Annotated in this window: 19 protein-coding genes and 1 tRNA gene; 18 read left to right on the top strand and 2 right to left on the bottom strand. The window is 64.2% G+C overall.

What is annotated here, in order from left to right; genetic code table 11:
• Positions 1-13 precede the first annotated feature (13 nt).
• Complete coding sequence (gene rnr / locus AAEO60_RS06360) at positions 14-2,314, top strand: ribonuclease R (protein ID WP_341672812.1); 2,301 nt, start codon at positions 14-16, stop codon at positions 2,312-2,314.
• On the opposite strand, the gene AAEO60_RS06365 is transcribed toward rnr, so the two are convergent.
• Positions 2,311-2,763: a universal stress protein gene (locus tag AAEO60_RS06365; protein ID WP_341672813.1), complete on the bottom strand. Its 453-nt coding sequence runs from the start codon at positions 2,761-2,763 to the stop codon at positions 2,311-2,313. The genes rnr and AAEO60_RS06365 overlap by 4 nt on opposite strands.
• 126 nt (positions 2,764-2,889) lie before the next feature.
• On the opposite strand from AAEO60_RS06365, the gene AAEO60_RS06370 reads away from it, so the two are divergent.
• From AAEO60_RS06370 to AAEO60_RS06400, 7 genes are read left to right on the top strand one after another with little or no spacing between them, the layout of a single operon-like run.
• The gene (locus AAEO60_RS06370; RefSeq protein WP_341672814.1) at positions 2,890-4,164 is read left to right on the top strand and encodes a pyruvate dehydrogenase complex dihydrolipoamide acetyltransferase; all 1,275 of its coding nucleotides are present in this window, start codon (positions 2,890-2,892) and stop codon (positions 4,162-4,164) included.
• A gap of 8 nt (positions 4,165-4,172) precedes the next feature.
• A complete protein-coding gene (locus tag AAEO60_RS06375; RefSeq protein WP_341672815.1) occupies positions 4,173-4,565 on the top strand; it encodes a hypothetical protein in 393 nt (130 codons plus the stop codon).
• A complete protein-coding gene (locus AAEO60_RS06380; protein WP_341672816.1) occupies positions 4,562-4,957 on the top strand; it encodes an acyl-CoA thioesterase in 396 nt (131 codons plus the stop codon). Before AAEO60_RS06375 ends, AAEO60_RS06380 begins: the two co-directional genes overlap by 4 nt.
• A complete protein-coding gene (locus tag AAEO60_RS06385; protein WP_341672817.1) occupies positions 4,954-5,364 on the top strand; it encodes an SH3 domain-containing protein in 411 nt (136 codons plus the stop codon). The genes AAEO60_RS06380 and AAEO60_RS06385 overlap by 4 nt, the downstream gene beginning before the upstream one ends.
• A 3-nt stretch (positions 5,365-5,367) precedes the next feature.
• Entirely contained in the window at positions 5,368-6,780 is a 1,413-nt protein-coding gene (gene lpdA, locus AAEO60_RS06390; RefSeq protein ID WP_341672818.1) for a dihydrolipoyl dehydrogenase, read from the top strand.
• A gap of 4 nt (positions 6,781-6,784) precedes the next feature.
• A complete protein-coding gene (locus tag AAEO60_RS06395) occupies positions 6,785-7,714 on the top strand; it encodes an aminotransferase class IV (protein ID WP_341672819.1) in 930 nt (309 codons plus the stop codon).
• Positions 7,715-7,728: 14 nt separating this feature from the next.
• A complete protein-coding gene (locus AAEO60_RS06400; RefSeq protein ID WP_341672820.1) occupies positions 7,729-8,442 on the top strand; it encodes a sulfotransferase-like domain-containing protein in 714 nt (237 codons plus the stop codon).
• A gap of 11 nt (positions 8,443-8,453) precedes the next feature.
• Here AAEO60_RS06400 and AAEO60_RS06405 read toward each other — a convergent pair.
• A tRNA-Ser gene (locus tag AAEO60_RS06405) sits at positions 8,454-8,543 on the bottom strand.
• Between the two features lie 142 nt (positions 8,544-8,685).
• On the opposite strand from AAEO60_RS06405, the gene AAEO60_RS06410 reads away from it, so the two are divergent.
• From AAEO60_RS06410 to AAEO60_RS06455, 10 genes are all read left to right on the top strand, one after another.
• Entirely contained in the window at positions 8,686-9,570 is an 885-nt protein-coding gene (locus tag AAEO60_RS06410) for a DUF8021 domain-containing protein (protein ID WP_341672821.1), read from the top strand.
• A 78-nt stretch (positions 9,571-9,648) separates the two neighbouring features.
• A complete protein-coding gene (locus AAEO60_RS06415; RefSeq protein WP_341672822.1) occupies positions 9,649-10,683 on the top strand; it encodes a lytic murein transglycosylase in 1,035 nt (344 codons plus the stop codon).
• Positions 10,667-11,725: an SPOR domain-containing protein gene (locus AAEO60_RS06420; protein ID WP_341672823.1), complete on the top strand. Its 1,059-nt coding sequence runs from the start codon at positions 10,667-10,669 to the stop codon at positions 11,723-11,725. The genes AAEO60_RS06415 and AAEO60_RS06420 overlap by 17 nt, the downstream gene beginning before the upstream one ends.
• A 36-nt stretch (positions 11,726-11,761) precedes the next feature.
• A complete protein-coding gene (locus AAEO60_RS06425; RefSeq protein WP_341672824.1) occupies positions 11,762-12,916 on the top strand; it encodes a D-alanyl-D-alanine carboxypeptidase family protein in 1,155 nt (384 codons plus the stop codon).
• Positions 12,913-13,548: a dTMP kinase gene (gene tmk, locus AAEO60_RS06430; protein WP_341672825.1), complete on the top strand. Its 636-nt coding sequence runs from the start codon at positions 12,913-12,915 to the stop codon at positions 13,546-13,548. Before AAEO60_RS06425 ends, tmk begins: the two co-directional genes overlap by 4 nt.
• The gene (locus AAEO60_RS06435) at positions 13,545-14,522 is read left to right on the top strand and encodes a DNA polymerase III subunit (RefSeq protein WP_341672826.1); all 978 of its coding nucleotides are present in this window, start codon (positions 13,545-13,547) and stop codon (positions 14,520-14,522) included. The genes tmk and AAEO60_RS06435 overlap by 4 nt, the downstream gene beginning before the upstream one ends.
• Positions 14,515-16,089, top strand: a complete 1,575-nt coding sequence (gene metG / locus AAEO60_RS06440) for a methionine--tRNA ligase (RefSeq protein WP_341672827.1) — start codon at positions 14,515-14,517, stop codon at positions 16,087-16,089. Before AAEO60_RS06435 ends, metG begins: the two co-directional genes overlap by 8 nt.
• Positions 16,086-16,883, top strand: a complete 798-nt coding sequence (locus AAEO60_RS06445; RefSeq protein ID WP_341672828.1) for a TatD family hydrolase — start codon at positions 16,086-16,088, stop codon at positions 16,881-16,883. The genes metG and AAEO60_RS06445 overlap by 4 nt, the downstream gene beginning before the upstream one ends.
• Positions 16,880-17,647, top strand: coding sequence for an MBL fold metallo-hydrolase (locus AAEO60_RS06450; protein WP_341672829.1), 768 nt, complete (start codon positions 16,880-16,882; stop codon positions 17,645-17,647). Before AAEO60_RS06445 ends, AAEO60_RS06450 begins: the two co-directional genes overlap by 4 nt.
• On the top strand, positions 17,644-17,811 hold the full coding sequence (locus AAEO60_RS06455; protein ID WP_341672830.1) for a hypothetical protein: 168 nt from the start codon (positions 17,644-17,646) through the stop codon (positions 17,809-17,811). Before AAEO60_RS06450 ends, AAEO60_RS06455 begins: the two co-directional genes overlap by 4 nt.
• Positions 17,812-17,870 lie beyond the last annotated feature (59 nt).

Genomic DNA, 17,870 nt, shown 5'->3' on the forward strand with positions numbered 1-17,870 from the left:
TATGGCGGGGCAGATGACAAAACGCCCCCACAACAAGTTCCAGGGACTGCCCAGCAAGGAGCAGATCCTCGAATTCATCCGCGCATCCGAAAACGTCGTCGGCAAGCGCGAGATCGGCAAGCATTTCCGCCTCAAGGGACAGGAAAAAATCGCGCTCAAGGCGCTGCTGAAGGACATGGCCGAAGAAGGCCTGATCGACGGCAAGAAGAGCGCCTTCCACCGCATGGGCGGCGTGCCCAAGGTCACCGTGCTGCGCGTGGTCGATATCGAGGATGGCGAGCCCATTGCGATCCCCGAGACCTGGCAGCCCGATGACGCCACGCCGCCGCCACGCCTGCGAGTGATAGAACGCAAGAAGCAGGCCGCCCTGCGCAAGGGCGACCGTATCCTCGCGCGGACCGAAGAAGCGGGGAAGGGCTGGCTGGCCCACCCCATGCGCAAGCTGCCGTCGACCGAGGGCGCATTGCTGGGCATTGTCGAGTTTGACCGCAGCGGCCAGGCCTGGCTTGCGCCGGTCGACAAGAAGATCCGCAGTTCCGCCCGCGTCAGCGATGTCGGGCAGGCCGAAGAAGGCCAACTGGTCCTCGCCGAACCTGCCGGGCGCGGTCGCAATTCGACGGTGAAGGTGACCGAGGTGCTGGGCGATCCGCTCGCCCCGCGATCCTATTCGCTGATCGCCATCCACAAGTACGGCATCCCCTTCAACTTCCCCGACGAGGTTCTGGACGAAGCCGACGAGGCGACCAGGCTTGCCCTCAGCGAGGAGCAGCGCGAAGACCTGCGAAACGTACCCATCGTCGCCATCGACCCCGCCGATGCGCGTGACCACGACGATGCCATCTGGGCCGAACCCGATGGCAAGGGCGGTTTCCGCGCCATCGTCGCCATTGCCGACGTATCGTTCTACGTGCGCCCGGATAGCAAACTGGACCGCGAGGCGCGCAAGCGCGGCAATTCGGTATACTTCCCCGACCGGGTCGTGCCGATGCTGCCCGAAGTCCTCTCGGCTGACGTCTGCTCGCTGAAGGAAGGCGAAGATCGTGCAGCCATGGCCTGCCACCTCCACATCGATGCCGGGGGGCGGGTAACAGACTGGCGTTTCACCCGCGCACTGGTGCGGATCGCGGGCAACATCGCATACGAAGACGCGCAGGCTGCAATCGACGCGGGCGATGCGCCCGAAAACCTGCGCAACCTGTGGGACGCATGGGCCTTGCTCGCCAAGGCGCGCGCGGACCGTGATCCGCTGGAACTGGAACTGCCCGAACGCCGCGTGATCCTCGATGAACAGGGCAAGATCGCCGAGATCGCCGTGCGCGAACGGCTGGATGCCCACCGCGTGGTCGAGGATTTCATGATCGCGGCCAACGTCGCGGCAGCCAAGGCGTTGGAAAGCAAGGCCAGCCCGGTGGTCTACCGCATCCACGAGCCGCCGACCCGCGAGAAGCTGATCGCCCTGCGCGAATACTTCGAATCGATCGGCAAGAACCTGGCCCTGGGGCAGGTCATTACCCCCAGCCTGTTCAACCGCATGATCAAGGACATCGGCGATCCGAGCGAAAAAGGGCTGGTGATGGAAGCCGTGCTGCGCAGCCAGACGCAGGCCTATTACGGCCCCAAGAACGCCGGCCACTTCGGGCTCGCGCTGGGCAGCTATGCGCACTTCACTTCGCCGATCCGCCGCTATTCGGACCTGCTGGTTCACCGCGCACTGGTCGACAGTTTCGGGCTGGAGCAGCCCAAGCCCAAGAGCAAGGCGATCCCGGCCCATTCGGGACTGTCGGACAAGGATCGCGACGATCTCGGCAAGATCACCGACGCCATCAGCGTCACTGAACGCCGAGCGATGGAGGCGGAACGTGACACCATCGACCGCTACGTCGCCGCATGGCTGTCAGCCCGCGTGGGCGAGGTGTTCAAGACCCGCATCACCGGGGTGCAGAAGTTCGGATTCTTCGCCACCATCGTGAGCCTTGGCGGCGACGGACTGGTGCCGATCTCCACGCTGGGCCGCGAATACTTCCGCTACGACGAGGCCGCCCATGCGCTGATCGGCGAGGATAGCGGCGAGAGTTACACCGTGGGCGACGTGCTTGACTTGCGCCTGGCCGAGGCCAACCCGCTGACGGGCGCCCTGAAGTTCGAGTTGCCTGAAGGTGGCGGGTCGCAAAAGGTGGAACCTCGCGGGCGCAGGCCCGAGCGCAAGCCCCGTACGAACAAGGGCCCGAAGAAGGACAGGCAGGGCAAGCACGTAGTCGGCCAGCGCGGGCGTCCGGGCAATATCCGCCATCAGGGGCGGGGCAAGAAACGCTAGCTCAACCTGTCCAGCTCTTCATTCGACAGGCCACCCGGAACGATGAACACCGGGCACTGCAGGTCACCCGCGTGGGTCGAGAAATAGGTAACCAGCGGGCCGGGTATGCCGTCCGCTGCCGCACCCAGCACCAGCGCGGCCACTTCCGGGTGTTCCTCGAGGTATTCCCTGATCACCGCCTTGCCGTCGCCCACCCGCACGGCAATCTGCGGCATCTTGCCGCTTTCATATTTCATTTCGCCCGCGGCAGAATTGGCGAGCACCTCGGCACGGTCGCGGGCCTCCTGTTCGATAGTTTCCTGGATTCGCCCGAAGGCGCTGAAGGCCTGCTTCGGCACCAGCGCGAGCAGGTGCACGGCGCCGCCGGTTTTCGCCGCACGACGCGCGGCAAAGCGCAGCGCGACCTGTGCTTCTTCCGTTTCGTCGATGATCGTCAGATAGACGCGCATTAATGGTCTCCCGGCGTCATGGTATCGGTGGAAACCTTGAATTCCGCAAGATGCCTTGCCCCGCGCCATGATTTTGGCCAATGAGCGGGTCACGCGACAACCAGCTGCCAGGGAGCAAGCGCCGCAATGCCGATTGCCATCAAGATGCCCGCCCTTTCACCGACCATGGAGGAAGGCACGCTGGCCAAATGGCTGGTTAAAGTGGGTGACCAGGTTTCCGCCGGTGACATCATGGCCGAGATCGAGACCGACAAGGCCACGATGGAATTCGAAGCGGTCGACGAAGGCACCATCGCCCACATCCAGGTTGAAGAAGGCACCGAAGGCGTCGCCGTCGGTACCGTGATCGCCACACTGGCCGAAGAAGGCGAAGACGTGGCTAACGTCGAACCGGCTGGTGGCGCTGCCACGCCTGCTCCGGCTCCTGCCCCGTCCGAGGCGAAGGAAGAAGCTGCCCCGGCTGCCGCACCAGCACCAGCTCCGGCTGCTGCTCCCGCCGCAAGCGGCGACCGCATTATCGCTTCACCGCTCGCCAAGCGTATTGCCGAGCAGAAGGGTATCGACCTCTCCACCGTGAAGGGGTCCGGCCCCAACGGCCGCATCGTGAAGGCTGACGTCGACGGCGCACAGCCCGGTACTGCTGCTCCGGCGCCTGCCGCTGCCGCCGCTCCGGCACCCGCTGCCGCACCGGCCGAGGCACAGGACTTCGGCATTCCGCACGACGTCGAAAAGCTTTCCGGCATGCGCAAGACGATCGCGCGCCGCCTGACCGAGTCCAAGCAGCAGGTCCCGCACATCTACCTGACGGTGGATATCCGTCTCGACGCCCTGCTCAAGCTGCGCAGCGAGCTCAACGCGGCGCTGGAGCCGCAGGGCGTTAAGCTGTCGGTCAACGACATGCTGATCAAGGCGCTGGCCAAGTCGCTGGAGCAGGTCCCGGCCTGCAATGTCCAGTTCGCCGGCGATTCGATGCTGCAGTTCAAGCGCGCCGATATCTCGGTCGCTGTGTCGATCCCCAACGGCCTCATCACCCCGATCGTGAAGGACGCGGGTGCCAAGGCGATGAGCAAGATCAGCACCGAGATGAAGGATCTCGCCACCCGCGCCAAGGACGGCAAGCTGGCGCCCGAGGAATACCAGGGCGGTACGGCGAGCCTTTCCAACATGGGCATGTTCGGCATCAAGCAGTTTGAGGCGGTCATCAACCCGCCGCAGGGCATGATCATGGCCATCGGCGCGGGCGAGAAGCGCCCCTACGTGGTCGAAGACAGCCTGCAGATCGCCAGTGTGATGAGCGCCACCGGCAGCTTTGACCACCGTGCCATCGACGGCGCTGACGGCGCGCAGCTGATGAAGGTGTTCAAGGAACTGATCGAGGCACCGCTCGGGCTGGTGGCGTAAGCACCGCCATGGTCCGACGCTGTCTCATTGTCGCTGCCTGCCTTGCCCTGCCGGCACAGGTGGCAGCGAGCGAGCGGGAACAGGTGCCGCGGATCGGTCTCGACGGTCCGGAGCTCGACGCATGCGGCGGTATTGGCTCGGTCACCCACTTCGAACCGGAGATTGCCGTGCTCGAGGCACCGGACGCCTATGCCCGAGAAAAGGACCGCTTGCCGATCCGCTCGCTCGTATGGCTGTGCGAAGCCGTGGGCGACTATCAGGGCATTGTCTATGCCACGGGTGAATTCCAGGATCTGGGAGATTGCCGAGTGAGCCGCCCGATCGCCACACCACAAGCGTATAACGGCCCCTGCGCCCATGGCTGGGTCATGGCGCTCAACCTGTCGCTGGTGTCCGAATGACGGAAAGTGGAACGCATAGCAGGCGCGATCCGGCCATGCGCGTCACCGCCATGCCGGCTGACGCCAACGCCTACGGAGACATTTTCGGCGGCTGGCTGCTGAGCCTGATGGATTCGGGCGCAGGCCTGATTGCCGCCCGGCGAGCGAAGGGCAGGGCAGTCACCGTCGCCATGGACGCCGTGGAATTCCACAAGCCGGTGAAGGTTGGCGACGAAGTATCGGTTTATGCCGAGATCACCCGTGTCGGGCGCACCTCGATGGAAATCTGCACCGACGCCTATCGGCGGGAGCGCCATTCCGACAGGGAAGAGCGGGTGACATCCGCAAAGTTCACCTTCGTTGCAGTCGACGATCATGGCCATCCGCGCTCGGTAAACGAGGCGCAGTCATGAGGGCAGTCGCCGCCATTGCCGCCACCGCCCTCGCCAGCGCACCTCTCGCCGCACACGAACCGGCAGACGCACAGCCGGTGATGATCGGCCACGACGGGTTGGATTTCGACGCCTGCGCCGGGTTCGGCGTCGTCAGCGGCCTCAACCCAGACGGCGACAACTTCCTCGCCGTGCGCGCCGCGCCAACCACGCAGGCCAGCAAGATGGACGAGCTCCGCGAAGGCGAGGAAGTCTGGTTCTGCGACGGGACCGCAGACCAGCAGTGGATCGGCATTGTATACGGCTCCAACCGCGAGCCCGGTGTCGACTGCGAGGTTTCCTCGCCGGTTCCGAATGTCGTTCCTTATATCGGCCCATGCCGCTCCGGCTGGGTCTCCGCCCGTTATGTTACCCTCATTGCAGGATAGATCATGAGCACTTCCTACGACGTCATCGTTCTCGGTTCCGGCCCCGGCGGCTATGTCGCGGCAATCCGCTGCGCGCAGCTCGGGCTGAAGACCGCCATTGTGGAGCGTGAACTGCTGGGTGGCATCTGTCTCAACTGGGGCTGCATCCCCACCAAGGCCCTGCTGCGCAGCGCGGAGATCCTGCACTATGCGCAGCACGCGTCGGACTATGGCCTGAAGATCGCCGGTGCCATCGAGGCTGACATCGAGGCCGTGGTGAAGCGCAGCCGCGGCGTTGCCAAGCAGCTGAACCAGGGCGTCACGCACCTGATGAAGAAGAACAAGATCGCCGTGCACATGGGCGAGGGCACGCTGACCGGCCCGACCAGCCTGACGGTGAAGGGCGAGAAGGGTGAGGAGAAGCTCACTGCCAAGCACGTGATCGTCGCCACCGGTGCCCGAGCGCGCGACCTGCCCTTTGCTCCGGCGGACGGCAAGAAAATCTGGACCTACCGCACTGCCATGACCCCGCCGGAAATGCCGAAGAAGCTGCTGGTGATCGGTTCAGGTGCGATCGGCATCGAGTTTGCCAGCTTCTACAACGACATGGGCGCCGATGTTATCGTTGTCGAGATGCTCGACAACGTGGTGCCGGTGGAAGACAAGGACGTGTCCGTCTTCCTCGAAAAGGCGCTGACCAAGCAGGGCATGACGATCATGACCGGCGCCGGCGTCGAAGAGCTGAAGGCCACGCCCAAGGGCGTAACCGCCAAGATCAAGCCCAAGGACGGCAAGGCTGGCGAGCAGGAATTCACCCACTGCATCGTCGCCATCGGCATCGTCCCCAACACCGAGAATATTGGCATCGACAAGCTGGCCGAGCTCGATCGCGGGTTCATCCAGATCGATCCCTACGGCCGCACCAAGTCGAAGGGGCTGTGGGCCATCGGCGATTGCACGCCCGGCCCGTGGCTGGCGCACAAGGCGAGCCACGAAGGTGTCACCACGGCGGAAGCCATCGCGCAGGAACTTGGCAACAAGGACGTGCATCCGCACCCGCTTAACCGCTCGGCCATTCCGGGCTGCACCTACTGCCACCCGCAGATCGCCAGCGTCGGCCTGACCGAGGCCAAGGCCAAGGAGGCAGGTTATGAGGTGAAGGTTGGCATGTTCCCCTTCATCGGCAACGGCAAGGCCATCGCGCTGGGGGAGGCCGAGGGCTTCACCAAGACCGTGTTCGACGCCAAGACCGGCGAACTGCTGGGCGCGCACATGGTTGGCGCGGAAGTGACGGAAATGATCCAGGGTTATGTCGTCGGCAAGACGCTGGAGACGACAGAGGCCGAACTGATGCAGACCGTGTTCCCGCACCCGACCATCAGCGAATCGATGCACGAAAGCGTGCTCGCTGCATACGGCCGGGCACTGCACATCTGATCCGATGGAAGGGCAGGGGACACATTCCTACCTCCCCGATCCGCGCAATGCGGAGATCCTGATCGACGTAAACGGGACGCATTTCCCGCGTGACGAAGCGCGGGTGAGCGTGTTCGATTCCGGGTTCATGCTGGGCGACGGGGTATGGGAAGGGCTGCGCCTCCACGGCGGACGGCTGGCTTTCCTTGACCGCCACCTCGACCGGCTGTGGCACGGGGCCAAGGCCATCGCCATGGATATCGGCATCAGCCGCGAGGAGATGGCGCGGCGGCTGTACGCCGTGCTCGACGCCAATGGCATGACCGATGACGGTGCCCACGTCCGCCTGATGGTGACGCGTGGCGTCCGCTCCACGCCCTACCAGGACCCGCGCGTGGTGGTGACGCCCGCCACGGTGGTGATCATCCCCGAATGGAAGCAACCGTCGCCCGAAACCGCGACGCGGATGCTCAAGCTGTTCACCGTCCACGTGCGGCGCGGATATCCCGACGTGCAGGACCCGATGCTCAATAGCCATTCCAAGCTCAACTGCATCACCGCCTGCATCCAGGCGACACAGGCAGGTGCCGACGAGGGGCTGATGCTCGATCCGCACGGTTTCGTGGCGACCTGCAATTCGACGCATTTCTTCATCGTCAAGGATGGCGAGGTCTGGACCTCGAGCGGAGACTACTGCCTCGACGGCATTACCCGCGGCATGGTGATTGAAATCGCGCGCGAGGCCGGGATCACCGTGCGCGAGCGCAATTTCTCGCTCACCCACGTCTACGGGGCGGACGAAGCCTTCACCACGGGCACCTTTGCGGGCGTGGCCCCCGTCGGCAGCGTGGACGGCCGGGTTCTGGGAACTGAACGCGGCCCGATGGTCGAACACCTGCAACAGCTCTACCTCAAGCGGATTGCCGAGGATGCAGCGGGGAGGGCGCGGCCCTGACTGTCAGGATCGCCATGTGGTCTGGCCCGCGCAACATCTCGACCGCGATGATGCGCAGCTTCGGTGCACGGGCAGACTGCGCAGTGTCGGACGAACCGTTCTACGGCGCCTTCCTCAAGGAAACCGGCGAACCGCACCCCATGGCAGCCGAGATAATCGACAACATGGACTGTGATTGGAAGAGGGTGCTGGCCACGCTGTCCGGCGATCCGCCCGGCGGCGAGCCGGTCTGGTACCAGAAGCATATGCCGCACCACATGGAAGGCCCGGTGCACATCGAACACATGCCGCACCACCGCCACGCCTTCCTGATCCGCAATCCCGCGCGCATGGTCGCCAGTTATCGCCACAAGAACGAGCTGACCGGCCCCGAAGCGCTCGGCTATGCCCGCATGCGCCGCTACTTCGAGACGGAAGCCGATCGCCTGGGCCACGCACCGCCAGTGGTGGATTCCGATGCAATCCTGACGAATCCCGCTGGCGTGCTGGCGAAGCTGTGCGAGGCACTGGACATCGCTTGGGCCCCGGCAATGCTGTCATGGAAAAAGGGACCACTGCCCGAAGACGGCATCTGGGGCCCGCACTGGTACGACAAGGTCAACGCCTCGACCGGCTTTGGCGCGCCGCCCGGACCTGTGCCCGAACTGAGCGAGTACCAGCAGCAGGTCGCAGACGCCTGCCGCGCGGACTACGCGGCTCTCGCGGACCACAGCATCAAGGCAGCATAGCGGGGAATTGCTGGCGGACAGGGTGGGATTCGAACCCACGGTGGGCTTGCACCCACGCCGGTTTTCAAGACCGGTGCATTCAACCGCTCTGCCACCTGTCCGACCGAGCGCGAGGCGGTTAGCGCCTTCTGTCGCAAATGTCACCTACTCCCCCGTGACAGGGTCGAAAACAGGCGTTAGAAATCTTTTTGACTATGTCCACGGAGCGGCATCAAGCCGCCTGTTCAAGAGGATCGCCTGACCATGACCCGCAAGCCCAAGAGCCTCAAGCTTTACGCTGTTCTTGCCGCCGCCACCGCCTTTGTCTCCGCCACGCCCGCCATGGCGCAAGGTGCCTGCACCCGCGAACAGCTGCAGGGAATGGCTGACGACTGGATCGAAGCTATCGAGCAGGGCACGATGATGACCATGCAGCTGGGCGAATGGGTCGATTACAACGAGAACTTCGAACGCTCCTCGCTCGGCGGTTTCCTCCATCCGGCCCGCGAAGTGAACTGGCACATGGCCCTGCTGGACACCACGAGCTGCAAGGTCTTCGTCGAAGCAGTCATGAAAGACGCAGAGCGCCCGATCGTCACGGCGACCACTTTCGGCAGCGGTTTTTTCGGCGTTGGCAGCTTCGACAACATCGTTACCGACGAGGGTGACTGGCTGTTCGACGCCGAAGCCACTTACGAATATGCCCGGCGCGAGGACTGGGGCGACATTCCCGAAGGCGAACGCGCCACGCGGGAGGAACTGATCGCCGCCGCCGACGCCTATCTCGACCTGTTCAATGACCCGACCGTGGAAGTGCCGTGGGGGACACCCTGCGCACGCCTGGAAGGCGGGGTCTACACTGCCCGTGGAGAGCCGACTGACAGCTGCAACGTCGGTGTGCCCGAAGGCGTGGAACTGACGAACCGTCGCTATGTCGTCGACCCGGTGAAGGGCGCAGTGAACGTGTTTCTCGAATTCGGCGAGAACCGTCGTCCGGACAGCCACACATTCCGCGTCGAAAACGGCGCAATCCGCTACATTCACACCGTCACCTATTGCGAAGAGGACAATTGCGGCTTCACCCCGTTCGCGGAGATGCTGGCCAACAATCCCGACATGCAGCCGCCTTACGCTCCTCTCGACGAGTAGGCGCGCGCCAGCGGCATTTGGTCGCTTTTCGCATTTGAGGGATTCCATCTGCGGGGGCGGTGATCTAATCTCCGCCCCATGCAGTTCAAATCCCTGCGCCGCCATGGCGCTTTCGCCGCAATCGCCGTCATTTCCGCTACCCCTGCCGCAGCGCAGGAGGAGCCGTTTGACGAATATCTCGCGACGGTGGCGCAACAGGCGCGGGCAGAAGGTGTTAGCCAGGCAACGATCGACGAGATCTTCGTCGGCCTGACGCCCAACGACCGGGTGATCGCACTGGATACGCAGAACGTCTCCTCCGGCGGCTCGGTCAACCCGGCCACCGGCTTTGCCTGGATGTCGAGCTATTTGCGCCGCCACAACACTGCTTCGCGGATCAGTGGCGGGCGGCGGAAGCTGGCCGAAGTGCGGCCCATCGCGGCAGAAGTGGAGCGCCAATATGGCGTCCCGGGAGAAATCATCGTCGCCATCTGGGGACATGAGACCGCCTACGGCGCCGTGATGGGCAGCTTTGACCTGCCGCGTTCGCTCGCCACGCTCGCGTGGGAAGGGCGCCGTCGCGACCTGTTCGAGCGCGAATTCATCGACGTGCTCAAGATGGCCGACCAAGGCGTGCCGCGCAGCCAACTGACGGGCAGCTGGGCAGGGGCCTTCGGCAACGGCCAGTTCCTGCCGAGCGTCTATCTGCGGCTCGCCGTGGATGGCGATGGCGACGGTGACCGCGATATCTGGAACAGCGACGTCGACACCATGCATTCGATCGCCAACTATTTCCGTGACGCCGGCTGGCGCACGGGAGAGCCCTGGGCCGTGCGTGCCTATGTGCCGAACTCTGCGGATCGCAGCGGGATCGAAAACCTTGTCGACTCGCCGGTTTGCCCGCGAGTTCACGAACGCCACAGCCGCTGGCTGACCGTTCGGGAATGGCGTGAACGGGGTATCGAACCACGCGCGCCCATCGGTGATGACGTGATGGCTTCGCTGTTCGAACCCGACGGTCCGGCAGAACCTGGGTACCTCTTAACCCAGAATTATAGGGTTATCCTCGAATATAACTGCTCGAACTATTACGCGATGAGCGTGGGGTTGCTTGCAGATGAGATTACCCAATAGCCGCATTGTCCGTGCGTTTCCGCGCACTGCCTTAACCATTATTCTTGTCGCTGGCCTTGCTGGCTGCGGCGGCGGCGGCAACTCTGCGCAACTCGCCAGCGTGTCCGCACCGCGCGCCACGACCGGCCCGGCGGCAGACTATCCGGTGACCGTGGGCGAACCTTACACCGTCGACGGCACGCTCTACACGCCGATCGACACCATGAATTACGACGAGGTCGGCTACCTGGCGCTCGACGACGATGCGATGGGGTACACGGCCGCGCATCACACACTGGCCTTTCCGAGCTATGTCGAAGTCACCTCGCTGGAAACCGGGCGCACCGTCCTAGTGCGCGTCGAACGGCGCGGACCGGTAGCTTCAAACGCGCTGATCGCCTTGTCACCGGCAGCCATGGCGCAATTGGGAGGCAACGTCGACACGCCCGTGCGGGTGCGCCGCGTCAACCCGCCGGAAGAACACCGCGCGCTCCTGCGTGCCAGCAATGCCGCGCCCCTGCGCATGGATACGCCGATGTCGCTGGTAAATGTGCTGCGCCGCCGGCTGCCGGATAGCGGCTCGGCCCCGCTGCAAGCGGACGCGCAGCCGCAGCCGGTCGAGAACGTCGAGGTTGCCGCCTCGACAGCGTCAGCCGCTCCTACCTTGCCCGCAGCGCCAGCACCGGCAGCAAGGCCCGAACTTCCGCAGTTCGCACCCGGCGCCGCCCCGGCAACGCCTGCGGAAGCGCTTGCGGAGGCTTTTGTCGAAGTGGCAGAAGCCGAGACACGGGAACCAGTCGAGACTCCCGAGATCGCAGAGGCTGCACCGGGACCTGTCGCCACCCAGCCCGCAGAGGGGCGGTTCCTCGTCCAGGCGGCGGCATTCTCCAATCCGGACAATGCTCGCCGTGCGGCGAATGTGCTGGGCGGCGAGGTCACCCGTTCAGGCGCCTACTATCGCGTGCGCACCGGGCCTTTCGCCACCCGTGGAGAAGCCGAAGCCTCGCTCGCCAACGTCCGACGCGCGGGCTATACCGATGCCCGAATCCTGACCAGCGGCTGAGACTGAACTTCCGCCGCTCCAAGCGGTGGAGAATCTGTGCGATATCCGAAGGTCCTGGCACTGGCAGCAGCGGCATTTGGCGCGCTCGCCAGCCAGCCTGCCAGCCCGGCACCTGCGCCCGTCCCCGACGAGATTCCTATCGCCCTGCTGGTGGACCTGAGCACCGGCCAAACGCTCTATGCGCGCGAGGCAGAGCGGCGCTTCACGCCAGCATCGGTTACCAAGGTGATGACGGCCTACTTGGCCTTCAAGCTGATCAGCGAAGGCGACCTGCATCCGGGCCAGCGCTTCCAGTACACGCCGGAACTGGAAGACGAGTGGTATGCCGAGGGCTCCAACATGTTCCTGCGCGCGGGCGAGCAACCGACCATCGGCCAATTGCTGCTGGGAATCACCACCGTGTCCGGCAACGACGCCAGCGTGGCCCTGGCGATTGCGGCAACCGGTTCGCTCGAAAACTGGCTGGAGCTGATGAACGCCAACGCCGAAGAGCTTGGCATGCATGACACCCATTTCGGCTCGGCCAATGGCTATCCCGATGGCGGGCAGACCTATACCTCGGCGCGAGACCTTGCCCTGCTGGCAGAGGCCATGACGCGGGACTATCCGGCGCTCTACCAGCGATACTTCGGTCACCGGACCCTGCGCTGGCGCAACATCACCCAGGCCAATCACGATCCCGTCACCGGCGTTGTCGCAGGCGCAGACGGGATCAAGACAGGCTACACGCGCGAGGCAGGGTTCACCTTCCTTGGCTCCGGCGAACGCGATGGACGCCGGCTGGTGATGGTGCTGGCAGGTGCGCCGGACAGCCGCACGCGCGACGACGCGGCGCGCGAATTCCTCGAATGGGGCTTTTCGGATTTCGAACAGGCCACGGTGATCCCGGCGGGTGTCGAGGTCGGCTCGGCACTGGTGCAGGACGGCGCCGAACGCAACGTGCGCCTGCGCACCGCGGCCGACGTGGTCGCATCCCTGCCGCGCGGGGAGGCAGCGGACCACTGGACTATGGAAGTGGTCTATCGCGGCCCCATCACCGCACCCATTGCCGCGGGCGATCCCGTCGCGCGATTACAGCTGAGCGTCGACGGCCAGCTGGTGCTGGAGGTCCCGCTGGAGGCGGCCGATTCCGTAGCAAAGGCCAATGCCTTGCAACGCGTGCTCAATGCGTTGAGAAAGTGGACTGCATGAGCACGGGGCGTTTTATCACATTGGAGGGCGGCGAAGGGGTCGGCAAGTCGACCCAGGCCGCCATGCTGGCGGACGCCTTGCGCGCGCGCGGCATCGACGTGCTGCTGACACGCGAACCGGGCGGCACCCCGGGCGCAGAGGCCATTCGCAAGCTGCTGCTCGACAGCGAACTGGAAATCGGCGCGCGGACCGAGGCCTTGCTGTTTGCCGCCGCGCGCGCCGATCACGTTGAAAAGGCTATCGCCCCCGCGCTCGATCGCGGCACCTGGGTGGTCTGCGACCGTTTCATCGATTCCTCGCGCGCTTACCAAGGCGGCGGGGACGACCTGTTCGACGATGCCATCATGGCGCTGCACAACATCGGATCGTGGGGCCTGATGCCGGACATGACCTTCCTGCTGACAGCAGACAATGAAGCCGTGGCCCAGCGGCTGGCCGCCCGCGATGGTGACAATTCCGACAGGATCGGCGGGCGCTCCGCTGAATACCACGCCGCGGTGGCAGACCGCTTCCGCACGCTGGCTGTCAGCGATCCGGAGCGGTTCGCATGCATCTCCGCCGACGGCACGCCCGGCGAAGTCCACGACCGCATCATGCGCGCCATGGCGCCGCTGACAGGAGAGGGCGGGTGAGCCACGACGCCGCCTCCTACATCGGCCACGATGCCGCCTGGGCCGAATGGCGCCGCGCGATGGCGGGCGAACGCATGCATCACGGCTGGATCCTCTCGGGCCGCAAGGGCGTGGGCAAGTCCGCCTTCGCCCTCGCCGCAGCGCGCGAACTGGTGGCGGAGGAGGGCATTCCACAGCCTCCCGGCGACCATCCCGATATCCGCTACGTCACCCACCCGCCCAAGAACGACACCGAGGCGCGCAAGCGCGATGACGGCAAGCCCTACGAACTGGCGCGCAACATCAAGATCGACCAGATCCGCGAGCTGCAACGCCGCCTGACCACCCGCCCCACGCTGGGCAGCCGCCGCGTGGTCATCCTCGATCCGGCCGACGACATGGAGCCAGGTGCCGCCAATGCGCTGCTCAAGAGCCTCGAGGAACCGCCGGTAGGCACCTATTTCATGCTGATCGCGCACCGGATCGGTCGGCTGCTGCCAACGATCCGCTCACGCTGCCGCGTGCTGTCCTTCCCGCGCGTGTCCGACGAGGACATGGACCGCGTCCTTGCCCGCGAAAGCCCGCAGGCCAGCGCCGACATGCGCGAAGCGGCGATTGCCGCGGCCAATGGCTCGCCCGGGGCTGCGATCGACTTCGTCGAGCTGGACCTCGGCAAGGTGCACGCGCTGATGAAGCAGGTGGCGGAGCGCGGCGATCCCGATTTCTCCCTGCGCGGTCAACTCGCCAGCGCCATGGGCGCGCGGCCAAGTCGCGAGAAGCAGCTCGCTGCCATCGAACTGGCGCGCGCCGTCGTGGCCGAGCGAATGCACGGTGTATCCGGCAGGCATATCCCCGCGCTCGTCGATACCCACGCTGCTCTTGTGAAGCTGGCCGGGCAGGCCCCGACCTACAATTTCGACGCAGGACTGCTGGTGATGGAAATCGGCACCTTGCTCGCCAGTCTTGCGGCTTCTAGGGAAGCCGCCAATGTCTGAGACCTTTTACCTCACCACCGCGATTCACTATCCCAACGGCAAGCCGCACATCGGCCATGCCTATGAGACCATTGCGGCTGATGTCCTCGCCCGTTTCCACCGCCAGATGGGCCGCGAGGTGCGGTTCCAGACCGGTACCGACGAACACGGCCTGAAAATGGCGCAGAAGGCGCGCGACCTGGGCATGACCCCGCGCGAACTGGCGGACGAAATGTCCGACCATTTCCATGCCTTGTTCGACAAGCTTGATATCAGTTACGACCGGTTCATCCGCACGACCGAAGAAGAGCACCACCGCGCCAGCCAGGCGATCTGGAAGGCAATGGAGGCCAATGGCGACCTCTACCTGGACCGCTACGAAGGCTGGTACTCGATCCGCGACGAAGCCTATTACGACGAAAGCGAGCTGGTCGACGGGGAAGGGGGCGAAAAGCTCTCCCCGCAAGGCACGCCGGTAGAATGGACCGTGGAGGAAAGCTGGTTCTTCAAACTGTCCGCATACGGCGACAAGCTGCTGGCGCTCTACCGCGACAATCCCGACTTTATCCGCCCCGAAAGCCGCCGCAACGAGGTGATGCGCTTCGTCGAGGGCGGCCTGCGCGATCTTTCGGTCAGCCGCACCAGCTTCGACTGGGGCGTGAAAGTGCCGGGGAGCGAAGAGCACGTGATGTACGTCTGGGTCGACGCGCTCACCAACTACCTCACCGGCCTCGGCTATCCCGACGCGACCGAGAACATGGCCAAGTTCTGGCCGGCGGACCTGCACCTGATCGGCAAGGACATCGTCCGCTTCCACGCCGTCTACTGGCCTGCCTTCCTGATGAGCGCCGGAATCGAGCTGCCGAAGCAGGTGTTCGGCCACGGCTTTCTTCTCAACCGCGACGGCAAGAAGGAAAGCAAGTCGGCGGGCAACGTCACCGATCCTGCCGAACTGGCTGACCGCTATGGCGTCGACGTTCTGCGCTATTTCCTGCTGCGCGAATTCAGCTTCGGACAGGATGGAAGCTATTCGCAGGAAGCCATTGTAAATCGCGCCAATTCGGAATTGGCAAACAGCTTCGGCAACCTCGCCCAGCGCACCCTGTCGCTGATCTTCAAGAACTGCGAGGGCAAGCTTCCGCCGGTGAACGGTCACAGCGACGAGGACAATGCCCTGTTCGCCCACGTCGACCGGGTGATCCATCAGGAAATGCCCGACGCCTATGCCGACCTCGCCTTTGCCCAGGCGCTGGAGGCATGGATGGGCGCGGTATTCGCCTGCAACGCCTATATTGACGCACAGGCGCCCTGGGGGCTGAAAAAGACCGATCCGGAGCGAATGCAGACCGTGCTCGCCACCCTGTACATCTGCATTGCCCAGCTGGCCGTGGCCGTTATTCCGGTCATGCCGGAATCGATGGGCAGGCTGCTTGATGCCATGGGCATTGCACCGGGACAGCGTACGCCCGAAGCTATTCGCTCGCACTGGTATTCGCCGCTGGCCGAAGGCAATTTCACGCTGGAGAAGCCGCAAGGTATCTTCCCGCGCCTCGAACTGCCTGAAACCGAAGGGGAGGGGGCACAGTGACGCTCCACGCGCCACTGATCGACAGCCACTGCCACCTCAATTACGAGGGCCTGATCGAGCGGCAGGCAGACGTGCTCGCCAATGCCCGTGCGGCTGGCATTACCGGCTTCCTCAACATCTCCACGCGCGAAAGCGAGTGGAGCGACATCGTCGCCACGGCGGAGCGCGAGCCTGACGTCTGGGCCACCGTCGGCATTCATCCGCATGAGGCGGACAAGCACGCCGACCTTGGCCGCCAGGTGTTGCGCGACGCCACCGACCATCCGCGCGTGATCGGCGTCGGCGAAACCGGGCTCGACTACTATTACGACAAGTCCGACCGCGCCGTGCAGCGCGACCTGTTCCGCATGCATATCGGCGTGGCGCGCGAAACCGGCCTGCCGATCGTGATCCACACGCGCGATGCCGAAGCCGATACGCTGGAGATCCTGGCCGACGAAATGGAGCAGGGCACCTTCCCCGCGCTGATCCACTGCTTCACCGCTTCGGCGGACTTCGGTCGCAAGGTGCTGGACCTGGGCCTGACGGTCTCGCTGTCGGGCATCGTGACTTTCAAGAACGCGCGCGAAATACAGGAATTTACGAAGGAAATCCCGGCAGAGCGGCTGCTGGTGGAAACCGACAGCCCGTTCCTCGCACCGGTCCCGCACCGCGGCAAGACCTGCGAGCCCGCCTTCGTTCGCAATACCGCCGAATTTGTCGCCGAACTGCGCGGTGAAGACGTCGAGCAGTTGGCTGCAACAACCTCGCGCAACTTCTTTAATCTTTTCAGAAAAGCCGGGACGCCCGCGTGAAGCTGGTGGTGCTCGGCTGTGGCACGTCGACCGGAGTTCCGCGGATCGGCAACGACTGGGGCGAATGCGACCCCAAGGAGCCGAAGAACCGCCGCAGCCGCGTCTCGATCCTGGTCGAAAGCAAGGCCGGGCAGCGGCTGCTTGTCGACACCTCGACCGACCTGCGCAACCAGTTGCTCGCCAACGGGATCGAGCGGATCGACGGCGTGTTCTGGACGCATGACCATGCGGACCATTGCCACGGGATCGACGACTTGCGTCCGTTACGCTTCGGCCGCGCCGGATCGATCCCCGGATTTGCCTCGAAGGAAACCTGCCGCCGGCTACGGAACCGGTTCGACTACGTCTTTGCCGGACAATATGGCTACCCGACCATCGTCGAGCTCAATTCGCTCGAGAACCTGCGAATCCTTTCGGGCTTCTCGGTCGAGAGCGTGGAGATGCCGCATGGACCGATTATGACGACCGCCTACAGGTTCGAAGCAGATAATAAATCAATTGGTTATGCCACGGACTTCAGCGAGATTACCGATGATATGGTCGACTTGTTCGAGGATATCGACGTGCTCGTGACCGACTGCCTGCGCCGCGAACCCCATCCGACGCACGCGCATCTCGGCATGGCACTGGAGCTTGGCGAACGTTGCGGTGCCCGTAAACTGGTCCTGTCACACCTCGACAAGTCGATGGATTATGCCACCTTGAGCGAGGAAACGCCGGACAATGTCCTGGTAGGCTATGACGGAATGGAGCTTGAACCATGAGCGGTGGAGGAATTGTGTCGATCGTTGCCATGCTTGGCTGGCTGGTCTTGGCGTTCGCTTCATACCGGTCCTATCAGGTCGACACCTCAACAACGATTCGTATCGCTCTGATATGGGGCTGTATTTTCCTCGGCGTGGCGTTTCTTTTCAGTGTGTTCATGTGAGAGGGAACTCTGACCTGGCCCTTTGGAACACCTCTCTATATTTAACATAATATATATTA

The sequence above is a fragment of the Aurantiacibacter gilvus genome, assembly GCF_038289935.1.
Taxonomy (GTDB): Bacteria; Pseudomonadota; Alphaproteobacteria; order Sphingomonadales; family Sphingomonadaceae; genus Alteraurantiacibacter; species Alteraurantiacibacter gilvus.

Coding starts and splice junctions, on each gene's coding strand:
- rnr (WP_341672812.1), top strand. CDS start 14: ATGACAAAACGCCCCCACAACAAGTTCCAGGGACTGCCCAGCAAGGAG.
- AAEO60_RS06365 (WP_341672813.1), bottom strand. CDS start 2,763: ATGCGCGTCTATCTGACGATCATCGACGAAACGGAAGAAGCACAGGTC.
- AAEO60_RS06370 (WP_341672814.1), top strand. CDS start 2,890: ATGCCGATTGCCATCAAGATGCCCGCCCTTTCACCGACCATGGAGGAA.
- AAEO60_RS06375 (WP_341672815.1), top strand. CDS start 4,173: ATGGTCCGACGCTGTCTCATTGTCGCTGCCTGCCTTGCCCTGCCGGCA.
- AAEO60_RS06380 (WP_341672816.1), top strand. CDS start 4,562: ATGACGGAAAGTGGAACGCATAGCAGGCGCGATCCGGCCATGCGCGTC.
- AAEO60_RS06385 (WP_341672817.1), top strand. CDS start 4,954: ATGAGGGCAGTCGCCGCCATTGCCGCCACCGCCCTCGCCAGCGCACCT.
- lpdA (WP_341672818.1), top strand. CDS start 5,368: ATGAGCACTTCCTACGACGTCATCGTTCTCGGTTCCGGCCCCGGCGGC.
- AAEO60_RS06395 (WP_341672819.1), top strand. CDS start 6,785: ATGGAAGGGCAGGGGACACATTCCTACCTCCCCGATCCGCGCAATGCG.
- AAEO60_RS06400 (WP_341672820.1), top strand. CDS start 7,729: ATGTGGTCTGGCCCGCGCAACATCTCGACCGCGATGATGCGCAGCTTC.
- AAEO60_RS06410 (WP_341672821.1), top strand. CDS start 8,686: ATGACCCGCAAGCCCAAGAGCCTCAAGCTTTACGCTGTTCTTGCCGCC.
- AAEO60_RS06415 (WP_341672822.1), top strand. CDS start 9,649: ATGCAGTTCAAATCCCTGCGCCGCCATGGCGCTTTCGCCGCAATCGCC.
- AAEO60_RS06420 (WP_341672823.1), top strand. CDS start 10,667: ATGAGATTACCCAATAGCCGCATTGTCCGTGCGTTTCCGCGCACTGCC.
- tmk (WP_341672825.1), top strand. CDS start 12,913: ATGAGCACGGGGCGTTTTATCACATTGGAGGGCGGCGAAGGGGTCGGC.
- metG (WP_341672827.1), top strand. CDS start 14,515: ATGTCTGAGACCTTTTACCTCACCACCGCGATTCACTATCCCAACGGC.
- AAEO60_RS06455 (WP_341672830.1), top strand. CDS start 17,644: ATGAGCGGTGGAGGAATTGTGTCGATCGTTGCCATGCTTGGCTGGCTG.